This is a genomic window from Micromonospora sp. NPDC047527 (assembly GCF_040643015.1).
Taxonomy (GTDB): domain Bacteria; phylum Actinomycetota; class Actinomycetes; order Mycobacteriales; family Micromonosporaceae; genus Micromonospora.
In genome coordinates, this window is record NZ_JBEYTK010000015.1 from 26,137 (window position 1) to 50,167 (window position 24,031).

23 protein-coding genes are annotated in these 24,031 nt (G+C 70.8%); 7 read left to right on the forward strand and 16 right to left on the reverse strand.

Annotated elements, in window-relative coordinates; genetic code table 11:
* Positions 1-52: 52 nt before the first annotated feature.
* Together ABZ808_RS30575 and ABZ808_RS30580 are read right to left on the reverse strand one after the other, a co-directional pair.
* The gene (locus ABZ808_RS30575) at positions 53-820 is read right to left on the reverse strand and encodes an enoyl-CoA hydratase/isomerase family protein (RefSeq protein ID WP_357012872.1); all 768 of its coding nucleotides are present in this window, start codon (positions 818-820) and stop codon (positions 53-55) included.
* A 46-nt stretch (positions 821-866) separates the two neighbouring features.
* Positions 867-1,094: a helix-turn-helix domain-containing protein gene (locus ABZ808_RS30580; RefSeq protein ID WP_007462679.1), complete on the reverse strand. Its 228-nt coding sequence runs from the start codon at positions 1,092-1,094 to the stop codon at positions 867-869.
* Positions 1,095-1,312: 218 nt separating this feature from the next.
* Between ABZ808_RS30580 and ABZ808_RS30585 the strand changes: the two genes are divergently transcribed.
* Entirely contained in the window at positions 1,313-1,909 is a 597-nt protein-coding gene (locus tag ABZ808_RS30585) for a cadmium resistance transporter (protein WP_357012873.1), read from the forward strand.
* A 29-nt stretch (positions 1,910-1,938) separates the two neighbouring features.
* Here ABZ808_RS30585 and ABZ808_RS30590 read toward each other — a convergent pair whose 3' ends face one another.
* Complete coding sequence (locus tag ABZ808_RS30590; protein WP_357012874.1) at positions 1,939-3,543, reverse strand: ABC-F family ATP-binding cassette domain-containing protein; 1,605 nt, start codon at positions 3,541-3,543, stop codon at positions 1,939-1,941.
* A 265-nt stretch (positions 3,544-3,808) separates the two neighbouring features.
* Between ABZ808_RS30590 and ABZ808_RS30595 the strand changes: the two genes are divergently transcribed.
* A complete protein-coding gene (locus ABZ808_RS30595) occupies positions 3,809-4,732 on the forward strand; it encodes a neutral zinc metallopeptidase (RefSeq protein WP_357012875.1) in 924 nt (307 codons plus the stop codon).
* 108 nt (positions 4,733-4,840) lie between these two features.
* Here ABZ808_RS30595 and ABZ808_RS30600 read toward each other — a convergent pair whose 3' ends face one another.
* From ABZ808_RS30600 to ABZ808_RS30645, 10 genes are all read right to left on the reverse strand, one after another.
* The gene (locus ABZ808_RS30600; protein WP_357012876.1) at positions 4,841-5,497 is read right to left on the reverse strand and encodes an acVLRF1 family peptidyl-tRNA hydrolase; all 657 of its coding nucleotides are present in this window, start codon (positions 5,495-5,497) and stop codon (positions 4,841-4,843) included.
* A 176-nt stretch (positions 5,498-5,673) separates the two neighbouring features.
* Complete coding sequence (locus ABZ808_RS30605; protein WP_357012877.1) at positions 5,674-6,297, reverse strand: LysE family transporter; 624 nt, start codon at positions 6,295-6,297, stop codon at positions 5,674-5,676.
* A gap of 331 nt (positions 6,298-6,628) precedes the next feature.
* Complete coding sequence (locus tag ABZ808_RS30610; RefSeq protein ID WP_357012878.1) at positions 6,629-7,126, reverse strand: metal-sulfur cluster assembly factor; 498 nt, start codon at positions 7,124-7,126, stop codon at positions 6,629-6,631.
* Between the two features lie 67 nt (positions 7,127-7,193).
* Positions 7,194-7,667: a Fe-S cluster assembly sulfur transfer protein SufU gene (gene sufU, locus ABZ808_RS30615; RefSeq protein WP_357012904.1), complete on the reverse strand. Its 474-nt coding sequence runs from the start codon at positions 7,665-7,667 to the stop codon at positions 7,194-7,196.
* A 2-nt stretch (positions 7,668-7,669) separates the two neighbouring features.
* Positions 7,670-8,974 carry a cysteine desulfurase gene (locus ABZ808_RS30620; RefSeq protein ID WP_357012879.1) on the reverse strand — a complete coding sequence of 435 codons (1,305 nt, stop codon included), beginning with the start codon at positions 8,972-8,974 and terminating at the stop codon, positions 7,670-7,672.
* 20 nt (positions 8,975-8,994) lie between these two features.
* Positions 8,995-9,768 carry a Fe-S cluster assembly ATPase SufC gene (gene sufC / locus ABZ808_RS30625; RefSeq protein ID WP_357012880.1) on the reverse strand — a complete coding sequence of 258 codons (774 nt, stop codon included), beginning with the start codon at positions 9,766-9,768 and terminating at the stop codon, positions 8,995-8,997.
* On the reverse strand, positions 9,768-10,094 hold the full coding sequence (locus ABZ808_RS30630; RefSeq protein ID WP_279518066.1) for a non-heme iron oxygenase ferredoxin subunit: 327 nt from the start codon (positions 10,092-10,094) through the stop codon (positions 9,768-9,770). The genes sufC and ABZ808_RS30630 overlap by 1 nt, the downstream gene beginning before the upstream one ends.
* Positions 10,094-11,245 carry a Fe-S cluster assembly protein SufD gene (gene sufD / locus ABZ808_RS30635; protein ID WP_357012881.1) on the reverse strand — a complete coding sequence of 384 codons (1,152 nt, stop codon included), beginning with the start codon at positions 11,243-11,245 and terminating at the stop codon, positions 10,094-10,096. The genes ABZ808_RS30630 and sufD overlap by 1 nt, the downstream gene beginning before the upstream one ends.
* Positions 11,246-11,310: 65 nt before the next feature.
* Positions 11,311-12,741 carry a Fe-S cluster assembly protein SufB gene (sufB, locus tag ABZ808_RS30640; RefSeq protein ID WP_357012882.1) on the reverse strand — a complete coding sequence of 477 codons (1,431 nt, stop codon included), beginning with the start codon at positions 12,739-12,741 and terminating at the stop codon, positions 11,311-11,313.
* Positions 12,738-13,460, reverse strand: a complete 723-nt coding sequence (locus ABZ808_RS30645; protein ID WP_357012883.1) for a transcriptional regulator — start codon at positions 13,458-13,460, stop codon at positions 12,738-12,740. Before ABZ808_RS30645 ends, sufB begins: the two co-directional genes overlap by 4 nt.
* Positions 13,461-13,636: 176 nt before the next feature.
* On the opposite strand from ABZ808_RS30645, the gene ABZ808_RS30650 reads away from it, so the two are divergent.
* Positions 13,637-14,602: a COX15/CtaA family protein gene (locus ABZ808_RS30650; RefSeq protein WP_357012884.1), complete on the forward strand. Its 966-nt coding sequence runs from the start codon at positions 13,637-13,639 to the stop codon at positions 14,600-14,602.
* A gap of 69 nt (positions 14,603-14,671) precedes the next feature.
* Here the strand turns inward: ABZ808_RS30650 and ABZ808_RS30655 are convergent, their stop codons facing one another.
* From ABZ808_RS30655 to ABZ808_RS30665, 3 genes are all read right to left on the reverse strand, one after another.
* Positions 14,672-15,592: a hypothetical protein gene (locus ABZ808_RS30655; protein WP_357012885.1), complete on the reverse strand. Its 921-nt coding sequence runs from the start codon at positions 15,590-15,592 to the stop codon at positions 14,672-14,674.
* A gap of 13 nt (positions 15,593-15,605) precedes the next feature.
* Complete coding sequence (locus tag ABZ808_RS30660; RefSeq protein WP_357012886.1) at positions 15,606-15,941, reverse strand: hypothetical protein; 336 nt, start codon at positions 15,939-15,941, stop codon at positions 15,606-15,608.
* A gap of 298 nt (positions 15,942-16,239) precedes the next feature.
* A complete protein-coding gene (locus ABZ808_RS30665; protein ID WP_357012887.1) occupies positions 16,240-17,193 on the reverse strand; it encodes a heme o synthase in 954 nt (317 codons plus the stop codon).
* 263 nt (positions 17,194-17,456) lie between these two features.
* On the opposite strand from ABZ808_RS30665, the gene tkt reads away from it, so the two are divergent.
* The 4 genes from tkt to zwf are packed head-to-tail and all read left to right on the forward strand — an operon-like array spanning position 17,457 to position 24,012.
* Complete coding sequence (gene tkt / locus ABZ808_RS30670) at positions 17,457-19,595, forward strand: transketolase (RefSeq protein WP_357012888.1); 2,139 nt, start codon at positions 17,457-17,459, stop codon at positions 19,593-19,595.
* Between the two features lie 15 nt (positions 19,596-19,610).
* The gene (gene tal, locus ABZ808_RS30675; RefSeq protein ID WP_357012889.1) at positions 19,611-20,813 is read left to right on the forward strand and encodes a transaldolase; all 1,203 of its coding nucleotides are present in this window, start codon (positions 19,611-19,613) and stop codon (positions 20,811-20,813) included.
* Positions 20,810-22,459, forward strand: a complete 1,650-nt coding sequence (locus tag ABZ808_RS30680) for a glucose-6-phosphate isomerase (RefSeq protein ID WP_357012890.1) — start codon at positions 20,810-20,812, stop codon at positions 22,457-22,459. The genes tal and ABZ808_RS30680 overlap by 4 nt, the downstream gene beginning before the upstream one ends.
* A gap of 2 nt (positions 22,460-22,461) precedes the next feature.
* The gene (gene zwf, locus ABZ808_RS30685; RefSeq protein ID WP_357012891.1) at positions 22,462-24,012 is read left to right on the forward strand and encodes a glucose-6-phosphate dehydrogenase; all 1,551 of its coding nucleotides are present in this window, start codon (positions 22,462-22,464) and stop codon (positions 24,010-24,012) included.
* The last annotated feature ends 19 nt before the right edge of the window (positions 24,013-24,031 follow it).

Here is a 24,031-nt window from a genome sequence, read left to right on the forward strand (position 1 = left end):
CGACGACTCTGACAACCTCGGTCGTAACCCGGATCTTCCCGGACGGTCCTTACTATTCTCCCCTGCCGGCGAGGTCCCGCAGTCGGCGGGTCTGTGCCTCCCGCTCGGCGCGCTGCTGGTCGGCGTGCGAGCGTCCGGCCGCGCCGGCCACCAACGCCTTGATCTCCACCACCGCGTCGCGGGCACCGGCGAGCAGGCCCGCAGTCAGGTCACTGACCGCGCCGTCCAGTTCGGCGGGCGGTACGACGAGAGTGGCCAGCCCGATCCGGTCCGCCTCGGCGGCGTCCAGCCGGCGGCCGGTCGCGCAGATCTCCAGCGCCCGGGAGTAGCCGACCAACTCGACGAGGCGCTTCGTGCCGGCCAGGTCGGGCACCAGACCGAGGGTCACCTCGGCCATCGACAGCTTCGTGTCGGTGGTCAGGACCCGCAGGTCACAGGCCAGCGCGAGCTGGAACCCGGCACCGATCGCGTGGCCCTGCACGGCCGCGACGGAGATGACATCCGGCCGGTGCAGCCAGGTGAAACCCGCTTGGAACTCGGCGATCTGGGCCGCGCACTCCTGCTCGGGCAGCGTGGCCAGCTCGGCGAACGACCCGGGGCCGGACGCGCCGGCGACCGCGAGGTCGAGGCCGGCGGAGAACGCACGCCCCTCGCCACGGACCACCACCACCCGCACGTCGCCGGGCAGGTCGCGGGAGAAGTCGCTCATCGCGCGCCACATCGCGGGCGTCTGAGCGTTGAGCACGTCGGGCCGGCACAACGTCACCGTGGCGACCGGCCCGTCGCAGGCCAGCCGAACCCCGGTCGCCTCGGCGGTCACCGGGCGGCCCGGGGCGCGGCGCTGATGGACGACGCTGGGGGGCGGGTCACGCCTTCTTGCGGCGCCGGGCGCCGCCACGCTGGCGCAGCTGCACCCCGGACTCGGTGAGCACTCGGTGGATGAATCCGTAGGATCGGCCGGTCGAGGCCGCCAATGCCCGGATGCTCTCCCCCGAGGTGTACCGCTTTACCAGGTCCTTGGCGAGCGTCTGACGCTCGGCTCCGACGATCCGGCGACCCTTCTCAGTGCTGGTGGCTGTGCCAGTGGCTGCCATACTGTGTCCTCACGTCCCAGACTGTGCGGTTCGGATACGGTCACACCTATTAGACCGCCTCGAACGATCATGCGCCAGATATCAACTCTTCGCCAACCGACACGCTATGCAATGTCAGGTTCCCGATAGAGTGATCCTCGCAATCGGCCCGCACGTACCGCTCGGGTAGGGCACACCGCCGAGCGGCGACCCGGGCCGGCGGCCCGTAGCCTTCGGTCGTGATCGACCTGTTGGGCACAGCGGCCGGCGCGGCCGTGGTCTTCGCCGCCACCAACATCGACGACGTCGTCATCCTGACGCTCTTCTTCGTCGCGGCCCGCACCACCGGTCGACCCCACACCTGGCAGATCGTCGCCGGGCAGTATCTGGGCATCAGCGCGCTCGCGCTGGCCAGCGTCGTGGTCGCCGCCGGGCTGCTGGTGGTGCCGGACCCGTGGACCGGGCTCCTCGGCCTGCTGCCGATCGCGCTGGGCGTCCGCGCGCTGCGGCCCTCCGACGACGAGGCCCCGGCGGTCGTCACCGGGATGCTCGGTGTGGCCGGGGTGACCATCGCCAACGGCGCCGACAACGTGGCCGTCTACGTACCCGTGTTCCGGACCCTCGGCGTGGCCGACAGCGCGGTGTTCCTGCTGGTCTTCGCCCTGCTCATCGCGCTGTGGTGCGCGGCCGGGGCCTGGCTGGGCGGGCGACCCCAGGTGGTCCGGCTGGTCGAGCGCGCCGGCCACTGGCTGGTGCCGGCGATCTTCGTCGGCATCGGGGTGGTGATCCTGGTCAGCTCCGGCGTGCTCGGCCGGATCGTCGACCTGCTTGGCTGAGGATCAGCCGAGCAGGCCGCCGAACGTGCTCAGGCCAGCTCGACCAACTCGAGAAGGTCGTCGCTCCAGGCGTCCTCGTCGCCGTCGGGCAGCAGGATGGCGCGATCCGGCTTGAGCGCCAGCACCGCGCCCGGGTCGTGCGTGACCAGCACGATCGCGCCCGGGTAGTTGGCGATCGCGTCGAGCACCTGCTCCCGGCTGACCGGGTCGAGGTTGTTCGTCGGCTCGTCGAGCAGCAGCACGTTGGCGCCGGAACAGACCAGGGTGGACAGGGCCAGCCGGGTCTTCTCGCCACCGGAGAGCACCCCGGCCGGCTTGTTCACGTCGTCTCCGGAGAACAGGAACGCGCCGAGGATCTTGCGCAGGTCGGTGTCGGACTGCTCGACGGCGGCGGCGCGCATGTTCTCCAGCACCGTCCGCTCCACGTCCAGCGTCTCGTGCTCCTGGGCGTAGTAGCCCAACCGCAGCCCGTGCCCGGCGTGCACCTCGCCGGTGTCCGGGGTGAGCAGGCCGCCGAGCATCCGCAGCAGGGTCGTCTTGCCTGCGCCGTTGAGCCCCAGGATGGCCACCCGGGAACCCCGGTCGACCGCCACGTTGACGTCGGTGAAGATCTCCAGCGACCCGTACGACTTGGACAGGCCGGTGGCGGTGAGTGGCGTCTTGCCACACGGCGCCGGGCTGGGGAAGCGCACCTTGGCCACCCGGTCGGCGACCCGCACCTCCTCCAGGCCGGAGATCAGCTTCTCGGCACGGCGGGCCATGTTCTGCGCCGCGACAGTCTTGGTGGCCTTGGCCCGCATCTTGTCGGCCTGCGCCATCAACGCGCCAGCCTTCTTCTCCGCGTTGGCCCGCTCCCGGCGGCGGCGCCGCTCGTCGGTCTCGCGTGCCTCCAGGTACGCCTTCCAGCCCAGGTTGTACACGTCGATCACGGAACGGGTGGCGTCGAGGAACCAGACCTTGTTGACCACCGACTCCAGCAGCGCGCCGTCGTGGGAGATCACGATCAGGCCGCCCTTGTGGTTGGCGAGGAAGCCCCGCAACCAGGTGATCGAGTCGGCGTCGAGGTGGTTCGTCGGCTCGTCGAGGAGCAGGATGCCGCCGCCGTTCTCGCCCGCGTCGCGGAACAGGATCCGGGCCAGCTCGATGCGCCGCCGCTGACCGCCGGACAGGGTGCCGATGGTCTGCGCGAGCGCGCGGTCCGGCAGGCCGAGGTTGGCGCAGATCCGGGCGGCCTCGGCTTCGGCCGCGTACCCGCCGAGGGCGGCGAACTGGTCCTCCAGCGCGCCGTAGCGACGGACCAGCTTCTCGTCCGTGTCCTCGGCGAGGCGGGCCTCGATCTCCTGCATCTGCGTCATCAGCACGTCGAGGCCGCGAGCGGAGAGCACTCGGTCGCGGCCGGTCACCTCGAGGTCGCCGGTACGCGGGTCCTGCGGCAGGTAGCCGATGGCGCTGCGCTGGTCGATCTGCCCGCCGTACGGCTGGCCCTCGCCGGCGAGCACCTTGAGGGTGGTGGTCTTGCCGGCGCCGTTGCGGCCGACCAGGCCGATCCGATCACCGGGCTGCACGCGCAGGGTGGTGTCGGACAGCAGGATCCGGGAACCGGCACGCAGTTCCAGGCCGGTGGCAGTGATCATCTGTTCGGGGCTCGCTCTCGGGGTCCGGAAGGCTGACTCGGGGCACGCGAAACGGCCGGCGGGGTCAAGAGGCCCGACGGCGCGGGGGCGGTTCAGCCTTCGCAGCGCAGCACCCGACAAGTGTACCGGGCGCCGCTGGACGCCCCTCTCGGATTACCAATCAAGATCATCGGGTATCGAAATTGCCGTCCGGACCCCATCCGGCAGTGCAATGACAGAACGACATCAAAACGACAATCACCGGCATACGGCGATCGGGGTCAGCATGGAACTCAACGAGCGGGCCGAACTCGACACGTCCCAGGTCAACGACCGGGGCCGGGGCGGTGGAGGCGGCGGTGGCCTCGGCATTCCGCTGCCCGGAGGCGGTGGGCGCGGCGGCCTGATCGGCATCGTGGTGGCCGTCCTGTTCGCGCTCCTCGGTGGCGGGTTCGGCCTGAACGCGATGACCAACGGCGACGAGGGCGGCGGGCAGGCCGGCGGCACCGACCTGGAGCAGCTGTGCTCGCGCGAGAACGCCGGGCGCTTCGACGACGTACGCTGCCGCAACGTGCTCTTCGTCAACAGCATCCAGGGCTACTGGGAGAAGGCGTACCCGGAGCTGGGCAGCGGGAAGTACGAGCCGACCGACACCAACTTCTTCCAGGCGGCGGTCAACACCGGCTGTGGGCAGGCCGACTCGGGCGTCGGCCCGTTCTACTGCCCGGCCGACCGGCAGGTGTACATCGACCTGAGCTTCTATGACGAGCTGGCCTCCCGGTTCGGCGCCAAGGGCGAGTTCGCCCAGCCCTACGTGCTCGCCCACGAGTACGGCCACCACGTCCAGAACCTGCTCGGCACCAACGAGAAGGCCGGTCGGGGCGACCAGAGCGGCCCCCGCTCCGCCTCCGTACGCCTGGAGTTGCAGGCCGACTGCTACGCCGGCGCCTGGGCCAAGTACGCCACCGAGAGCAAGGACAAGACCGGCCAGGAGCCGCTGTTCAAGTCGATCACCCAGACCGACATCAGCGAAGCCGTGCGGGCCGCCGAGGCCATCGGCGACGACAGCATCCAGCAGCGCTCCGGTGGGCAGGTCAACCCCGACCAGTTCACCCACGGCACCTCGGAGCAGCGGCAGCGCTGGTTCCAGCAGGGCTACGACCGCGGCGACCCGAAGACCTGCGACACCTTCGGCACCGACCAGCTCTGACGGGTCGATCGCGCCGACGCGGGCGCCTCGACGGCCGGGACCGGCCGTTGGGGCGCCCTTTCACATGACCGGGCGCGGGTTCGCCGCATGCGCCGGCGCCCCAGCAGGTCAGGCGGGCGGGGCGGGATCTCGGACCAACACGCGGACCGCCCGGGCAGCCGCCACCGAGGCGACCAGCACGGCGTGTCGGGGTTCGGGAACGTCGAGCAGCCTCTCGGCCCGCAGCGCGGCGAGCGGGGCCAGGCGTCGGTCGGCGAGGATGCCGTCCACCGTACGCCGATCACCTCCGGCCACCACGGCGTCGAGCGTGGCAGCCTCCGGCAGCAGCAGCCGCACCGCGAGCTCGACCGCCTCACCGAGGGCGGCCTTCGCCTGGTTGTCGCGCCGGCGGGCGAAGCGGTGCTGGGACCACCCACCCGCGGCGGTACGCCCCTGCACGTAGCGACTGTCCACCTTGGAGACCACCAGGCCCTCCCCCGCCGCCACGCCCATCGCGACCGCGCTCTTGCGCGCCAGCAACAGCCCGATCCGCCGTGGCGCGGCGGCAGCGGCGAGAAAGTCGGGCAGGTCGCCGCCAAGCTCCGCGCCGGGCGGGGCGTGCAACTCCGCGGTGGCACCGTCGGGGGCGGTGAGCAGCAGCCCGTACCCCTGGATGGTCGTGGTGGGCGGGCCGTGCCGTTCCGCGAAGCCGTCGACCCAACGACCGAGCCGGACCGGATCGACCTCCACCCAGCGACCACCACCGGCAGCGGGTCGACTCGACATAACCCGAACCTACGGCACCACCCCACCCCACCCCACACCGCCCGCCCTGCCGCGCCCGCGCCGGTGATCATGAAGTTAGCGTCGCGACACGCCGTCATCGGGGACGCTAACTTCATGATCACCGGGCCGAGAGGCGCGCGGTGAGTGCGCGGGCCGAGGGGGTAGGGGGCAGGGGCTTAGGTTTGGAGGAGGACGGTGAGCGCCAGGGCGGCGATGATGGCGCTGGAGGTGAGGGCGGTGGCGCGTCTGCCTCGGGAGCCGGTGAGGAGCCGGCCGACCAGGGTGCCGCCGCCGGCGATGAGCAGCTGCCAACTCGCCGAGGCCACGAAGGCGCCGAGCACGAACAGCACCGCCGCCGACCCACCGGAATCGACGGAATCGCCCCTGCCGAGGACCAGCGCGGCGAAGTAGACCACCGTCGCCGGGTTGAGCAGGGTCAACGCCAGGATGCCGGCGAAGGCGCGCGACGGAGTGTCCATTCCGCGACGGCTCCGCCCCTCGGTCGCTGGCGCGGGCCGAAGTGCGCGCCACCCGGTGTGCGCGGCGAGCGCGAGCAGCACCGCGGCGGCCGCTATCCGCAGCGGGCCGGCCACCGGGGCGACGACACCGGCGACAGCCGCGCCGGCGACGGCGGCGACAGCCGCGTACAGGCCGTCGGCGGTCGCTACGCCGAGCGCCCCGGCCGCGCCGACCCGAAACGAGGTACGCGCACTGAGCCCCAGGATGAGCACCGCGATCGCGCCGACCGGGATGGCGACGCCGTAGCCGGCCACGAGGCCGGCGAGGAACGCCCCGGTCACGGTCGTCGGTGCCGAGTCGAGGCGCGGCCCGCAAGCGTGCGCTGTCGACACGCGGCGATGGCCGCGCCGACAGGAAGCTGCATCCGGTACGCCTCGATCACCCGCTCATCCTGCGCGGCTCGGGCCGACTGACGCCACCGCATTTCCGCCGTCCCCTGTCCGACCGAATCAGGTTGCGCGATCATGGCTCGCTTGGGCCCGCCCGAGCGCGCCACCGGCCGGCCATCAGCCGGGCAGCGCGGCACGGGACGGCGCTCGAACGTGGCTGGAAACGCGTCGAGCGCGGCACCCAGGCTGGGTGCCGCGCTCGATGGTGCCGACCGGGGTCGGCTCAGACGTTGAAGCCGAGGGAACGGAGCTGGTCCCGGCCCTCGTCAGTGATCTTGTCAGGGCCCCACGGCGGGAGCCACACCCAGTTGATCCGGATGTCGTTGACCAGGCCGCCGCCGGGGCCGGTGGTCAGCGCCTGCCGCGTCTGGTCCTCGATCACGTCGGTCAGCGGGCAGGCCGCCGAGGTGAGCGTCATGTCCAGGGTCGCGACGTTCTCGTCGTCGACGTGCACGCCGTACACCAGGCCCAGGTCGACCACGTTGATGCCGAGCTCCGGGTCGACGACGTCCTTCATCGCCTCCTCGATGTCGGCGATCATGGCCTTGCTGACGCCGCCCGCCGGGGCGGCGGCGTCGCCGGCACCGGTCGTCACGGCACCGTCGGTCGTCAGAGCACCGTCGATCGCCGTGGCACCGTCGGTCGTCACGGCGTCGGTCTGCGGTGCCGCGGTGGCGTCACCGGCCTCCGGCGTCGCCGCGGTAGCGGTGTTCTCGCTCATGCCGTCCCTCCGCATCGCTTCGTGATGCCACAAGGCACCACAGTGTCATTCGCTCGCTGACGCACGGTCACGCCTTCACCTCCGGGCTCGCGCCCACACCGGCGCGTGCCGCGGCGTCCTTGAACGCCATCCACGGCAGCAGCGCGCACTTGACCCGGGCGGGATAGCGGGCCACGCCCGCGAATGCCACCCCGTCACCGAGTACGTCCTCGTCCGGCGTGACCTGACCACGACCGGACATCAACTCGACGAACGCCTCGTGCACCCCGAAAGCTTCCCGGGCCTCCCGGCCGCGCAGCAGTTCGTGCAACACGCTCGCCGAGGCCTGGCTGATCGAGCAGCCCATCCCGTCGTACGAGATGTCGTGCAGCACGGTGCCGTCGGTGGCGACCCGGACGGTGACCTCGTCGCCACAGGTCGGGTTGACGTGGTGCGCCTCCGCGACCTGGTCGCCCGGGTCGTCGGCGTCGCGCAGGCCACGACCGTGCGGATGCTTGTAGTGGTCCAGGATGATCTCCTGGTAGAGCTGGTCGAGCTGCACCATCAGTCGAACACCTTCCGCACCTGCTCCAGACCGCCCACCAGAGCGTCGATCTCCTCGGTGGTGGTGTAGAGGTAGAACGAGGCCCGGGTCATCGCCGGGACACCGAACCGGCTGCACACCGGCTTCGCGCAGTGGTGGCCCACCCGCACCTGCACGCCGAGCGAGTCGAGCACCTGGCCCACGTCGTGCGGGTGCACGTCACCCAGCGCGAACGAGATGGTGCCGCCCCGGCCGACCGGCACGGTCGGGCCGAAGATCCGCAGGTCGCGCACCGAGCCGAGGGCGTCCAGCGCGTACGCCGTCAGCTCCTTCTCGTGCCACTGGATGGCCTGCATGCCGATCCCGGTCAGGTAGTCCACCGCCGCGCCGAGCATGACCGCCTCGGCGATCGGCGGGGTGCCCGCCTCGAACCGGGCCGGCGGCGCGGCGAACGTCGACCGGGCCATGGTGACCGTCTCGATCATCGAGCCGCCGCCGAACACCGGCGGCATCGCCGCGAGCAGCTCACCCCGGCCCCAGAGCACACCGATGCCGGTGGGGCCGCACATCTTGTGCCCGGTGAAGACGATGTAGTCGGCGTCCAGGTCGACCACGTCGATGGGCAGGTGCGGCACCGACTGCGAGCAGTCCAGCAGCAGCAGCGCGCCCACCTCACGGACCCGCGCGGTGATCCGGGAGGTCGCGTTGACCGTTCCGAGGATGTTCGACATGTGCACCAGCGAGACGATCTTCGTCCGTTCGGTGACCAGGTCGTCCAGGCCGGACTCGTCGAGCCGGCCCTGGTCGGTGACCGGGAACCAGCGCAGGGTCGCGCCGGTCCGCTCGCAGAGCAGCTGCCACGGGACGATGTTCGAGTGGTGCTCCATCTCGGAGATCACCACCTCGTCGCCCGGGCCGAGCCGGAACCGCGGGTCACCGTCCGGGCGCAGCGAGGCGTTCGAGAAGGCGTACGCCACGATGTTGATCGCCTCGGTGGAGTTCTTGGTGAACACCACCTCGTCCGTGCTCGGCGCGTTGATGAACGCGGCGACCTTGGCCCGCGCGCCCTCGTACGCCTCGGTGGCCTCGGTGCCCAGCGTGTGCACCGAGCGCGACACGTTGGCGTTGTGCCGCGCGTAGTGCTCGGTGAGCACGTCGAGCACCTGCCGGGGCTTGTGCGAGGTGTTGGCGCTGTCGAGGTAGACCAGTGGGTGGCCGTTGATCTCCCGGTCCAGGATCGGGAAGTCGGCGCGCACCCGAGCCACGTCGAAACGCGGCACGTCGTCGTACTGCGGCATCCCCTGCGGGATCGCGATGCTGGTCATCTCGGCAGCGCCTCTCCCGCTCAGGCCTTGGCCGTGCCGGCCCCGGCGGCGTACCGCTCGTAGCCCTCGGCCTCGAGCTTGTCGGCCAGCTCAGGGCCGCCCTGCTCGACGATCCGGCCGGCCACGAAGACGTGCACGAAGTCCGGCTTGATGTAGCGCAGGATCCGCGTGTAGTGGGTGATCAGCAGCACGCCGGTGTCGCCGTTGTCGCGGACCCGGTTGACGCCCTCGCTGACCACGCGCAGCGCGTCCACGTCGAGGCCGGAGTCGGTCTCGTCGAGAATCGCGATCTTCGGCTTGAGCAGCTCCAGTTGGACGATCTCGTGCCGCTTCTTCTCACCACCGGAGAAGCCCTCGTTGACGTTGCGCTGGGCGAACGCCGGGTCCATCTGGAGGCGCTCCATCGCGCCGCGCAGCTCGCCACCCCAGGTGCGCAGCTTCGGCGCCTCGCCGTCGATGGCGGTCTTCGCGGTACGCAGGAAGTTGGCCACCGAGACGCCGGGCACCTCGACCGGGTACTGCATGGCCAGGAAGAGGCCGGCGCGGGCGCGCTCGTCGACCGTCATGGCCAGCACGTCCTCGCCGTCGAGGGTCACCGAACCACCGGTGATCTCGTACTTGGGGTGGCCGGCGATCGAGTACGCCAGGGTGGACTTGCCGGAACCGTTCGGGCCCATGATCGCGTGGGTTTGACCCGAATTGATCGTCAGGTTTACCCCATCCAGGATCGGCTTGAGCTCACCCTCGGGCAGCTTGACCGACACCTTCAGGTCGCGGATCTCCAGGGTGCTCATTATCGGGTCACTCCATTACTCGGCGTCAGGCTGAGGTAGATGTCGCCGTCGCGGACTTCGACGGGGTAGACGGGTACGGGTTCGGTGGCGGGCAGCCCGGTCGGCTCACCGGTGCGCAGGTCGAAGCGCGAGCCGTGCAGCCAACACTCCAGCGTGCAACCGTCGACCTCACCCTCGGAGAGGGCGACCGCGGCGTGCGAGCACTCGTCGTACGCGGCGTAGAACTCGCCGTCCTCGCCGTGCACCAGCGCGATCGGCGTGCCGTCGACATCCGCGCTGATCGCGGTGCCCTTCGGCACGTCCTCGGTGGAGCAGATCCGGATCATCAGGCGCCGGCCTTGGTGAGCCGGGCCTCGATCGCGTCGCCGAGGCGCTCGCGCAGCGACTCCACCGGAATCTTGTTGATCAGCTCGGCGAAGAAGCCGCGGACCACCAGGCGGCGGGCCTCGGCCTCCGGGATGCCCCGGGCCATCAGGTAGAACAGCTGCTCGTCGTCGAAGCGGCCGGTCGCGCTGGCGTGGCCGGCGCCGGCGATCTCGCCGGTCTCGATCTCCAGATTGGGTACGGAGTCCGCCCGCGCGCCGTCGGTGAGCAGCAGGTTCCGGTTGATCTCGTACGTGTCGGTGCCGGTCGCCTCGGCCTGGATGAGCACGTCGCCCACCCAGACGGTGTGGGCGTCCGCGCCCTGCAGGGCGCCCCGGTAGCCAACGTAGCTGCGGCAGTCCGGCACGTTGTGGTCGACCAGTTGCCGGTGCTCCAGGTGCTGGCCGGAGTCGGCGAAGTAGACGCCGTACAGCTCGGCCTCGCCACCGCGGCCGGTGTATTCCACGCTGGTGAACTGCCGGACCAGGTCGCCGCCGAGGGTGACCTGGATGTGCACCACCCGGGCGTCCCGACCCAGCTTGATCTTGAGGTGTTGCGCGTGCACCGCGTCCTCGGCCCAGTCGGCCACGGTGACCAGGGTCAGCTTGGCCCCGTCGGCGACCGTCACCTCGACGTTGTCGGCCAGCGTGACCGAGCCCTCCTGGGAGAACACGACAGTGGCCTCCGCGAACCGCCCCACCTGCACCTGGGTGCGGGCCAGGGAGAGCTCCTCGGGGTACGCGCCCAGCAGCCGCACGACCACCGGCTCGGACACGACGGCCTCGGCCGCCACCTCGACCAGCGCCACCCGCGCCGCCCCACCGTGGGCCAGCGCGCTGACCCGGTCGACGGGCACCAGCACCGACGCGACGCTGGCGTCGGTCGGCTCGACGAGCCGCACCGACACCCCGGCCGGCAGGTTCGGGTGCTCCACGGTGACGCCCCGACCGGTGGCCGCGGACGTGTCCGCCGTGGCCAGGCCGCGGAGGCGCTTGAGCGGGGTGAAACGCCACTCCTCCTCCAGGCCGGTGAGGGCCGGGAAGTCGGCGACGTCGTACGAGCGCAGCGCCTGCGACTTGGTGCTGGGCGGCGGCGCGGATGCCTGGGTAGTCATTTCTTCCTTGGTCTGTTCTGTTCTGCCACGACGATGTCAGGTCGGCCGGAAGGGATCAGCCGGCGTCAGCCGACCGCGCCCTCCATCTGGAGTTCGATCAGGCGGTTGAGCTCCAGGGCGTACTCCATCGGGAGTTCCTTGGCGATCGGCTCGATGAAGCCACGGACGATCATGGCCATCGCCTCGTCCTCGCTCAGGCCCCGGCTCATCAGGTAGAAGAGCTGGTCATCGCTGATCTTGGAGACGGTCGCCTCGTGCCCCATCGACACGTCGTCCTCGCGGATGTCGACGTACGGGTAGGTGTCCGAGCGGGAGATCGTGTCGACCAGCAGCGCGTCGCACTTGACCGTGCTCCGGCTGTGGTGCGAGCCCTCCAGCACCTGCACCAGACCCCGGTACGAGGTGCGGCCGCCGCCCCGGGCGATCGACTTGGAGATGATCGTCGAGGAGGTGTGCGGCGCGGCGTGCACCATCTTGGCGCCGGCGTCCTGGTGCTGGCCCTCGCCGGCCATCGCCACCGAGAGCACCTCGCCCTTGGCGTGCTCGCCGGTCATGTAGACCGCCGGGTACTTCATGGTCACCTTGGAGCCGATGTTGCCGTCGACCCACTCCATGGTCGCGCCCTCGTGACAGACGGCGCGCTTGGTGACCAGGTTGTAGACGTTGTTCGACCAGTTCTGGATGGTCGTGTAGCGGCAGCGCGCGTTCTTCTTGACGATGATCTCCACGACCGCGCTGTGCAGCGAGTCGGAGGAGTAGAGCGGCGCGGTGCAGCCCTCGACGTAGTGCACGTACGCACCCTCGTCGACGATGATCAGCGTCCGCTCGAACTGGCCCATGTTCTCCGTGTTGATCCGGAAGTAGGCCTGCAGCGGGATCTCCACCTGCACACCCTTCGGCACGTAGATGAACGAGCCACCGGACCACACGGAGGTGTTCAGCGCGGCGAACTTGTTGTCGCCGACCGGGATCACCGTGCCGAAGTACTCCTTGAAGACGTCCTCGTGCTCGCGCAGCGCCGTGTCGGTGTCCAGGAAGAGGACGCCCTGCTCCTCAAGGTCCTCACGGATCTTGTGGTAGACGACCTCGGACTCGTACTGCGCCGCGACGCCGGCGACCAGCCGCTGCTTCTCCGCCTCCGGGATGCCCAGCCGGTCGTAGGTGTTCTTGATGTCCTCGGGCAGGTCCTCCCAGCTGGTGGCCTGCTTCTCGGTGGACCGCACGAAGTACTTGATGTTGTCGAAGTCGATGCCGGTGAGGTCCGCGCCCCAGGCCGGCATCGGCTTACGGCCGAACAGCCGAAGACCCTTCAGGCGCAGGTCGAGCATCCAGGCCGGCTCGCTCTTCTTGGCCGAGATGTCCCGCACCACGGCCTCGTTGATGCCGCGCTGGGCGACCGCCCCGGCGGCGTCCGAGTCGGACCAGCCGTACTCGTAGCGGCCCAGGGCGGCGAGCTGCTCTTCCTGGGTCAGTGGCTGGACGATCTGCTCGGTCATCTATCTGTCCTCACAGTGGTGACGGGATTACCGGACTGGGCGCGGCTCGGCTGGGTCGGGATGTGCGTGGTGCACACCCCGTCGCCGTGCGCGATGGTGGCCAGGCGCTGCACGTGGGTGCCGACCAGGCGGGAGATCACCGCGGTTTCGGCCTCGCACAGCTGGGGAAACTCGGCGGCCACGTGAGCCACCGGGCAGTGGTGTTGGCAGAGCTGACCGCCGGAGGCGATCGTGGTCGCGTTGGCAGCGTAACCCTCGGAGGTGAGCGCTCCGGCGAGTGCCTCCGCCCGCGCGAGGGGGTCGTCGCCGGCGTCCTCCATGGCGGCCCGGCAGCGCGACTCCAGGGCGGACACCTGCTCGGTGGCGAACGCCTCGACCGCGTCCGAGCCACCGCTGCGGGCGATCCAGCGCAGCGCGGCGGTGGCCATGTTGTCGTAGTGGTGAGTGCCGCAGCGACCCCGGGCCGCCTCGGTCAGCATGAACACCTTGGCCGGGCGCCCCCGACCGCGGCTGCCCAGCACCGTCTGCTCACGGGACACGACGTCGCCGTCGGCGAGCATCGCGTCCAGGTGCCGGCGGATCGCCGCCGGGCTCAGGCCCAACGCCAGGCCGAGCTGCGCGGCGGTGGTGGCACCCCGCTCCAGCAGCAGCTGGGTGACCCGGTCGCGGGTGGAGACCTCGGTCGCCGCGGTGCCGCCGAACGGGCCAGGCGTGGTCACGACGGGAGCGGACGGGGCCGCACCGACGGCCACTGCGGCCGTCGGCTGTCGCCCGGAGAGCGCCGCCGCGTTTTTCACAACGCCAACGTTACGTAATTACCTGGAGGGTCGCAAACCCGGGTCCCGGTGATCCGAACCACCGAGCCGGCAGAGTCGGACGAACCTCGATCACTACGGTGCGTAGGATTTGCGCCGTGAACCGATTCGTCCGTCCGGTCTCCGGCATCCTGCTGCGCCGCCTCGCGCTCGCCTCCATCATCGCGAACGTGGGCATCGTCGTCACCGGCGGGGCCGTCCGACTGACCGCCTCGGGCCTCGGCTGCCCCACCTGGCCCCGGTGCACCGACACCTCGTACGTCAACACGGCCGAGATGGGCGTGCACGGGGTGATCGAGTTCGGCAACCGGATGCTGACCTTCGCGGTGGGCCTGATCGCGCTCGCCACCCTGCTGGCTGTGCTGGCACACCGCCCGCGCCGGCCCGGGCTGCTGGCGTTGGCCGTCGCGGTCTTCCTGGGCATTCCCGCCCAGGCGGTGCTCGGTGGCATCACCGTGCTCACCAACCTCAACCCGTGGGTGGTCGGGCTGCACTTCCTCGCCTCGATGGCGGTGATCGCCGCCGCGTACGCCCTCTGGCGACGCATCGGCGACCCGGACGGCCCGACCGTGGCCGTGGTTCCCACGCCTCTGCGCACCCTCGCCCGGATCACCACCGGCGTCAGCGTCGCCGTGCTGGTCATCGGCACCTGGGTGACCGGCAGCGGCCCGCACGCCGGCGACCACGGCGCGGCCCGCAACGGGCTCGACCCGGAGTCGATCTCCCAGGTGCATGCCGACAGCGTCTTCCTGCTGCTCGGCCTCACGGTGGCGCTGATCTTCGCGTTCCGCGCGGTCGGCGCGCAGCGGGCCACCCGGGCCGCGATCGTCCTGCTCGCGGTGGAGTTGGGCCAGGGCGTCATCGGCTTCGTGCAGTACTTCACCCACGTGCCGGCGATCCTGGTCGGCGCGCACATGCTCGGTTCGTGTCTGGTGCTGCTGGCCACCCTCTCGGTGCAGTGGTCGACGCGTGAGCGCCGTCCGGCCGCGCCGGCACCCGAGACGACCCCGACCGAATCCGCCGCCCCGGTCCCGGTCAACGCCTGACCCACGCGGGCCCGCGCCAACGTGGGCGATCCTGGACTACCGACACTCTCGGCAGCCGGCCGGCGCGGCTCAGTGGCGGCGGGACAGGTGGGTGACGATGGCCTCGGCGAGGCGATCGGGGGCACCGTCGGCGTACCCGATGAAGAGTGACGGCTCGGTCAGCTCCAGCTCGACCAGGACCGGCTCACCATCCGGGCCGGGGATCAGGTCGACCCGGGCGTAGAGCAGCCGCCGCGTGCCGCCGGGCACCGCGGCGAGGGTCTTCTCGGCCACCGCCAACTGTTCGGGTCGAGCGGTGCGGGCGCTGATCTCCTCGGCCTTGTAGAGCCCCTCCGGGCCGAGATCCGGCCCGGTCAGCATCGGGCCCTTGCGGATCGCGTGGCTGAACGTGAGCCCGTCCGGGCCGGCCAGGAAGAGCAGTGCCGTCTCGCCCTCGGTGTCGACGGCGCGCAGGTACGGCTGGACCATGGTCACCCGGCCGGCGTCGGACAGCCGGCGGACGTGCGCCGTGGCCAGGGCCCGGTGCTCCGGGTCCGCCAGGTCGTAGCGGCCGGTGTCCTGGCTGCCGACGCTGACGGCGGGCTTGAGCACGTACTCGCCGCTCTCGGCGGGCGGCTGCCAGGCCTCCCCCGGCGCCACCCAGGACGTCGGCACGGTCGGCACCCCGGAGGCGCTCAGCTCGGCCAGGTAGCGCTTGTCGGTGTTCCAGCGGACCACGTCGGCCGGGTTGAGCAGCGCTGGGACGGAGGCCGCCCAGTCGACGAACTCGTCGCGGCGCAGCGCGTAGTCCCAGGGTGAGCGGAGCACCGCCAGGTCGTAGGCGGGCCAGTCGACGTCGGGGTCGTCCCAGACCGCGGGCTCGACGGCAACGCCACGGGCGGCGAGCGGGGCGAGGACCAGCCGGTCGTCCGGGTCCAGGTCTGCCAGCTCGGCACAGGTAACGAGAGCGGCCCGGGGTTTCCCCCGGGCCGACTGGTGGTGGTTGGTCAATTCAGGTGTCTATTCAGCGGGCCATCGTGCGCCGGGCCATCGACCGCCAGAGGTCGTTGCTCGGACGCATCTGGTCCATCAGTTCACGCTCCCAGGCGTTCTCGACGGTGACTCCCGCCTTGGCGCACGCCTCCCGGGCGGTGACGGTGTCGTCGGCGAACTGGTCGCCCCACTCACCGTCGGAGCCCACGAGAACGATTCGCGCGCCACGCTTGCCGACGTACTCGATGACCGCCTTCGCGCCGCCGTGCCCGGCGGCGAACGACTTGAGGCCCGCGACCAAGCCCTGCGGTGCCTGGTCGCTGGTGGTCTGCTCGGCCGTCAGCGTCGTATCGGAACCATCTGCCATGACGCGAAGCCTAAGCAGAGTTCCACTCGTGCGGGCGAGAACCATGAAGCTTTTGTGATGCCAATTACCTACAGGTTTAAGGAAGAGCACAGGTTGTCTGCCCGGATATATCCGGACTTTTACCCGTGAACCTCCCGGTCAAATCGACCTCGACAGGCCGCAGGTTGAGTCGATCCGACTCATGGCGAAAGTTACTCTGATGTGACGTTAAACCAGGACAACTCATCCATCACCATGACTAGTAACGGGATTCCCGGCGCCGTCGAAGGCCGAGCGCGCGGGGACCGCGCGGCGCGCGTCAGATCAGCGCGTCGAGCGCGACGGCCACGAAGACGATCGTCAGGTACGTCGTCGACCAGTGGAACAGTCGCATCGGCTTGACCGCCTCGCCGCGCGTCGCCCGACGGCAGAGCCGGTGCGCCTCGACGATGAAGATGGCGCCCACCACGAGGGTCGGCACGCCGTAGATCGCGCTGAGCCCCAGCGGCCAGACGGCGAGCGAGGTGAGCACCGTGAGCCAGGCGAAGATCAGGATCTCGGCGTTCACCCGGCGGGTGGAGGCCACCACGGGCAGCATCGGGATGCCGGCCCGCGCGTAGTCGTCCTTGTACTTCATCGCGAGGGGGTAGAAGTGCGGCATCTGCCAGAAGAAGACCACCGCGAACAGCCCCCAGGCGGCCGGAGCCAGCGAGCCGGTCACCGCCGCCCACCCGATGAGCACCGGAGCGGCACCGCAGGCGCCGCCCCAGAACGTGTTCGTCGGGGTGGAGCGCTTGAGCCACATCGTGTAGACGACGTCGTAGTAGACGATCGCGGCGAGGGTCAGCCCTGCGGCGAGCAGGTTGGTGAACGCCGCCATCAGGACGATCGAGATCGCCGCCAGCACCAGACCGAAGACCAGCGCGCTGCGCGGCGACACGGTGTGCGCCGGCAGCGGCCGACGCTTGGTGCGCCGCATCAACTGGTCGATGTCCCGGTCGATGTAGCAGTTGAGCACGCTGGCCGCGCCGGCGGCGAGCGAGCCGCCGATCAGCACCACGGCCATCAGCCACAGCGACGGCAGGCCCCCCTCGGCGAGCATCATCGCCGGAATGGTGGTGACCAGCAGCAGCTCCACGATCCGCGGCTTGGTGAGCGCCACGTACGCCGAGACGACCGCGCGCACGTTCCGCCGCGCCACCGGACGCTCGCCCGAGCGCGCCGGGGGCTGCCCGGCGGGATTGCTCGCGGGGCGCTCGGTGATCATGCTCACGGATTGCCACCTTCCGGCCTCGGCCTGGGGAGATTGGTTCGGCGGACCGCTGCGGGCCTGCACACCGACCCACACACTACGCGTCGTCGTTTTGGCTGCCCGGCCGACCCGACAACGGTGCGAGCCGTCACACCACCGGGTTGAACGACTCAGCGCCCGATCCCGTACCGCAGACCATGCAGAGATCCCCGGGCGGACGTTTAGTCACGCTCGATAAGGTCACCAGTGAGGGTTCCGCCCATCTGCCGAGGAGCACAACCATCGTGGCTGCCAATCGACCCGCGCACTCCGAACTCAACTGGTCCGACCTCGATCGCCGGGCTGTCGACACCGTCCGCGTGCTGGCCATGGATGCCGTGGAGAAATCCGGCAACGGCCACCCGGGCACCGCGATGAGCCTCGCGCCCGCGGCCTACCTTCTCTTCAACCGCGTGATGCGGCACAACCCGGCCGACCCGAACTGGGCCGGCCGCGACCGGTTCGTGCTCTCCGCCGGGCACTCCAGCCTGACCCTCTACATCCAGCTGTTCCTGTCCGGCTACCCGCTGAGCCTGGACGACCTGAAGTCGCTGCGGCAGTGGGGCTCGCTCACCCCGGGTCACCCCGAGCACGGCCACACGCCGGGCGTGGAGACCACCACCGGCCCGCTCGGGCAGGGCCTCGGCAACGCGGTCGGCATGGCCATGGCGGCCCGCCGCGAGCGCGGCCTGTTCGACCCGGAGGCCGAGCCCGGCACGTCGGTCTTCGACCACGACATCTGGTGCATCGTCTCCGACGGTGACATCGAGGAGGGCATCAGCCACGAGGCCAGCGCCCTGGCCGGGCACCAGCAGCTGGGCAACCTCACCGTGGTCTACGACGACAACGAGATCTCGATCGAGGACGACACCCGGATCGCCAAGAGCGAGGACGTGGCGGCCCGCTACGAGGCGTACGGCTGGCACGTGCAAACCGTCGACTGGCGTAGCGGTGACGCCGACCAGGGTGACTACCACGAGGACGCCGAGGCCCTGCACCGGGCGCTGGTGGCGGCCAAGGCCGAGACCGGGCGTCCCTCCTTCATCGCGTTGCGCACCATCATCGGCTGGCCCGCGCCGAACAAGCAGAACACCGGCAAGATCCACGGGTCGGCGCTCGGCGCCGACGAGGTGAAGGCCACCAAGCAGATCCTCGGCTTCGACCCGGAGCAGACCTTCGAGGTCAACGAGGAGGTGCTCGGCCACGCCCGGCAGGTGATGAGCCGCGGCTCCGAGGCGCAGCAGGAGTGGACCACCGCGTTCGACGCCTGGAAGAAGGCCAACCCGGAGCGCGCGGCGCTCTACGAGCGGATGGCCGGCCGGGTGCTGCCGGACGGCTGGGCCGACGCGCTGCCCACCTTCCCCGCCGACGCCAAGGGCGTGGCCACCCGCGCCGCGTCCGGCAAGGTGCTGGAGGCTCTCGCGCCGGTGCTGCCGGAGCTGTGGGGTGGTTCGGCCGACCTGGCCGAGAGCAACAACACCACCATGAAGGGCGAGCCGTCGTTCATTCCGGCCACGCACGCCACCAAGGACTTCCCGGGCCACGAGTACGGCCGCACGCTGCACTTCGGCATCCGCGAGCACGCCATGGGCGCCATCCTGAACGGCATCGCCCTGCACGGCGGCACCCGCCCGTACGGCGGCACGTTCCTGGTGTTCAGCGACTACATGCGTCCGTCGGTGCGCCTGGCCGCGTTGATGAAGCTGCCGGTGACGTACGTCTGGACGCACGACTCGATCGGCCTGGGCGAGGACGGCCCGACCCACCAGCCGGTGGAGCACCTGACCGCGCTGCGCGCCATCCCGGGCCTGGACGTGGTCCGCCCGGCGGACGCCAACGAGACCGCCTGGGCGTGGCGGATGACGCTGGAGCACACCGACCGGCCGACCGCGCTGGCGCTGAGCCGTCAGCCGCTGCCGACCCTCGACCGGGCCGTGCTGGGTGGCGCGGACGGCGTGGCCAAGGGTGGCTACGTGCTGGCCGAGGCGTCCAACGGCAAGCCGCAGGTGATCATCGTCGGCACCGGCTCCGAGGTGCAGCTCTGCCTGACCGCCCGGGAGCGGCTGGAGGCCGACGGCACCCCGACCCGGGTGGTGTCGATGCCCTGCCAGGAGTGGTTCTACGAGCAGGATGAGGCCTACCGGGAGTCGGTCCTTCCGCGCGGGGTAAAGGCACGGGTGAGCGTGGAGGCGGGCATCGCGATGTCCTGGCGCGGCATCGTCGGTGACCTCGGCGAGAGCGTCAGCCTGGAGCACTACGGGGCGAGCGCCCCGCACACCGTGCTCTTCGAGCAGTTCGGGTTCACCCCCGACCGGATCGTGGCGGCGGCGCACGCCTCGCTGGCCCGGGTGGGCGACATCACCGGTTTCACGACCGGCAACTGAGGGAGCGTGGACGGCATGACCGACAAGCTGAACGAACTCACCGCCGCGGGCGTGGCGGTCTGGCTCGACGATCTGTCCCGGGTACGACTCAGCTCCGGTGGGCTGGACCAGCTCCGGCGGGAGAAGCACGTCGCCGGGGTCACCACCAACCCGACGATCTTCGCAAAGGCGCTGAGCGACGCAGACGAGTACAACTGGCAGTTGCGCGACCTCGCCGTCCGTGGCGTGGAGGTCGAGGAGTCGGTGCGCATGCTCACCACGTACGACGTGCGGTGGGCGTGCGACGTGATGCGCCCGTCGTACGACGGGAGCGACGGCGTGGACGGGCGGGTCTCGATCGAGGTGGACCCGCGCCTGGCGCACGAGAGTGACCGGACGGTCGCCGAGGCCAAGGCGCTGTGGTGGCTGGTCGACCGGCCCAACCTCTTCATCAAGATCCCGGCCACCGAGGCGGGGCTGCCGGCGATCACCGCCACGCTCGCCGAGGGCATCAGTGTCAACGTGACGCTGATCTTCGGACTGGACCGCTACTCGGCGGTGATGGAGGCGTTCCTGGCCGGCCTGGAGCAGGCCAAGGCCAACGGGCACGACCTGTCCACCATCGGCTCGGTGGCGTCGTTCTTCGTCTCCCGCGTCGACTCCGAGGTCGACAAGCGATTGGATCGGATGGCCGACAAGGCTTCCGACACCGCAGGCAAAGAGCGCGCGCTAGGACTGAAGGGGCGCGCCGCTGTCGCGAACGCCCAGCTGGCGTACGAGCGCTACACCGAGGTGTTCTCCTCCGACCGCTGGAAGGCGCTCGCCGCTGCCGGCGCGCACCCGCAGCGGCCGCTGTGGGCGTCCACGTCGACGAAGAACCCGGACTACCGCGACGTGATCTACGTCGAGGAGCTGATCGCCCCCGGCACGGTCAACACCATGCCGGAGTCGGTCATCCACGCGTACGCCGATCATGGCGAGACCCGCGCGGACACCATCACCGGCGCCTACGACGCGGCCCGGACGGTCTTCACGGACCTGGAGTCGGTCGGGGTGGACATGGCCGACGTGATCGCCACCCTGGAGCGCGAGGGCGTGGAGAAGTTCGAGGCCAGCTGGCAGGAGCTGCTCGACGGCGTCCGCAAGTCACTGGAGGCGGCGGCGAAGGGCACCGGCGCACCGAACAAGGCCGCCAAGGGCAACGCGAAGGCCGCGGAGAAGGCCGGTGGTAACGCATGAGTGACCTTCTCGCAGGGCCCGTGGAGGCCGCCGGTGGTCTCGCCGTCCACGGCGCGGACGCGGTGGACAAGTCCGCGCCCGCCTCGACGCGGGAAGCGCTGGTCAAGGCCGGGGTTCCGGGTCGGCTCGCGGCCAAGGACGCGGGCCTGTGGGGTCCGGACGCCGAGGCCGAGGCGAAGATCCGCCTCGGCTGGGTGGACACCCACCGGCACAGCCGGGAGCTGCTGGCGCAGCTGGCCGAGCTGACCGCGGAGCTGGCCGACCTGGACCACGTGGTGCTGGCCGGCATGGGTGGCTCGTCGCTGGCCCCCGAGGTGATCACCCGGACCCTGGGCCGGCCGCTGACCGTGCTGGACACCACCGACCCGGGCCAGGTCCGGGCCGCCCTCGGTGACCGGCTGGAGCGCACCGTCGTGGTGGTGGCCAGCAAGTCCGGCTCGACGGTGGAGACCGACAGCCACCGGCGTGCCTACTGGCAGGCGTTCCTGGACGCGGGGATGAGCGAGGCGGAGGCCGGCCGGCACTTCGTCATCGTCACCGACCCGGGCTCGCCGCTGGCGACCACCGCCACCGAGATGGGCGCGTTCACCGTGCTCGCCGACCCGAACGTGGGCGGCCGGTACTCGGCGCTTACCGCGTTCGGGCTGGTCCCCTCCGCGCTGGCCGGGGTCGAGATCGCCGAACTGCTCGACCAGGCCGACGCGCTGGCCCAGTCCCTCGCCGGGGACCGCGACAACCCGGCGCTGGCGCTGGGCGCCGCGCTCGGTGCCGCCGCGACGCTGGCCCGCGACAAGGTCGCGCTGGTGTCCGACGGCACCGGCATCGACGGGCTCGGCGACTGGGCCGAGCAACTCATCGCCGAGTCGACCGGCAAGGCCGGGGTGGGCATCCTGCCGGTGGTGGTGGAATCCCCGCAGAGCCCGGGCGCCACCGGGCCGGACGTGCTGACCGTCAGCTACGGCGGCGCGCTGGGCGCCGGTGACGTGCCTGGCGGCGGCGCCAACCCGGACGTGGCCGTGAACGGCCCGCTCGGCGCGCAGTTCCTGGCCTGGGAGTACGCCACCGCCGTGGCCGGCGTGGTGCTCGGCATCGACCCGTTCAACCAGCCGAACGTCACCGAGTCCAAGGAGAACACCAACAAGCTCCTGGCCTCGGGCCTGCCGGCGGAGTCGCCGTCGTTCACCGAGGGCGCGATCGAGGTGTACGCGCCGCAGGGCGCCCCGGGTGACCTGGCCGGCGTGCTGCGCTGGCTGCTCGACGGGCTGGGCGACGACGGCTACCTGGCCACGATGGCGTACCTGGACCGCTTCGCCGACGCCGACGCGGCCCGGCTGCGGCCGCTGCTGGCCGAGGCGAGCGGCCGTCCGGTCACCTTCGGTTGGGGGCCACGGTTCCTGCACTCCACCGGCCAGTACCACAAGGGTGGCCCGCAGGTGGGCAGCTACCTGCAGGTGACCGGCGCGGTCGCGGAGGACCTGGCGGTGCCGGGCAAGCCGTACACCTTCGGGGAGCTGCAGGCGGCGCAGGCCGCCGGGGACCGGCAGGCCCTCGCGGGCCGGGAGCGGCCCGTCCTGTGGCTGCACCTGACCGACCGGGCCGCCGGCATCGCCCAACTGCTCGACGCGGCCGGTGAGCTGCGAACGTGAGGATGGACGATGTGACTGACGCGGAGCGAGAAGGCGGCGTGAACCCGCTGCGCGACCCGCAGGACCGCCGGTTGCCCCGGATCCCCGAGCCGTGCGCTCTGGTGATCTTCGGGGTGACCGGCGACCTGGCCCGTAAGAAGCTGCTGCCCGCCGTCTACGACCTGGCGAACCGGGGGCTGCTGCCGCCGGGTTTCGTGGTGCTCGGCTTCGCCCGGCGGGACTGGGGCGACGGCGACTTCGAGACCCTCGCCTGCGAGGCGGCCCGCAAGCACGCCCGTACCCCCTGGCGGGACGAGGTCTGGGCGCGGCTGGCCGGCAACATCAAGTTCGTGGGCGGGTCCTTCGACGACGACGCCGCCTTCGACCATCTCGCGTCGACGCTTGACGAGCTGCGTCAGACCCACGGCATCACCGGCAACGCGGCGTTCTACTTCTCCATCCCGCCGGCCGCGTTCCCCGTCGTGCTCAAGCAGTTGGCCCGCACCGGGATGGCCGACAACGACAAGTCCGGCGGTTGGCGCCGGGTGGTGGTGGAGAAGCCCTTCGGCAACGACCTGCCGTCGGCCAAGGCGCTCAACGACCTGGTCGACGACGTGTTCACCCGCCAGGACGTCTTCCGGATCGACCACTACCTGGGCAAGGAGACGGTTCAGAACATCCTCGCCCTGCGGTTCGCCAACAACCTGTTCGAGCCGCTGTGGAACTCCAAGTACGTCGACTCGGTGCAGATCACCATGGCCGAGGACGTCGGCATCGGCAGCCGTGCGGGCTTCTACGACACTGTCGGCACCGCCCGCGACGTGCTCCAGAACCACCTGCTCCAACTCCTGGCTCTGGTGGCCATGGAGGAGCCGACCAGCTTCGACGCCGACGAGATCCGGGCCGAGAAGCTGAAGGTGCTCAAGGCGATCACCCTGCCGAAGGACGTGGCCCGGGACACCGTCCGCGGCCAGTACCTGCCCGGTTGGGTCGGCGGCGAGCGCGCGGTCGGTTACCTGGATGAGGACGGCGTGCCGGCCGAATCCACCACGGAGACGTACGTGGCGGTGCGGCTGGGCATCCAGAACCGCCGCTGGGCCGGGGTGCCGTTCTACATCCGGGCCGGCAAGCGGCTGCCCCGGCGGGTCACCGAGGTCGCCATCATGTTCAAGAAGGCGCCGCACCTGCCGTTCAACGACGCCGACATGGAGTCGTTGGGCAACAACCAGTTGGTGATCCGGGTGCAGCCGGACGAGGGCGTGGTGCTCAAGTTCGGCTCGAAGGTGCCCGGCACCACCATGGAGGTCCGCGACATCGCGATGGACTTCCAGTACGGCGAGGCGTTCACCGAGTCCAGCCCGGAGGCGTACGAGCGCCTGGTGCTGGACGTGCTGATCGGCGACCGCACGCTGTTCCCGGACGCGGCCGAGGTCGAGCAGAGCTGGCAGGTGATCGACCCGCTGGAGCATGCCTGGGAGGGCACCAAGCCGGAGCCGTACCGCGCCGGCGAGTGGGGGCCGCGGGCGGCTGACGAGATGCTGGCCCGCGAGGGCCGGGCGTGGCGGCGCGCGTGAGCGAGCAGACCAGGAGGCT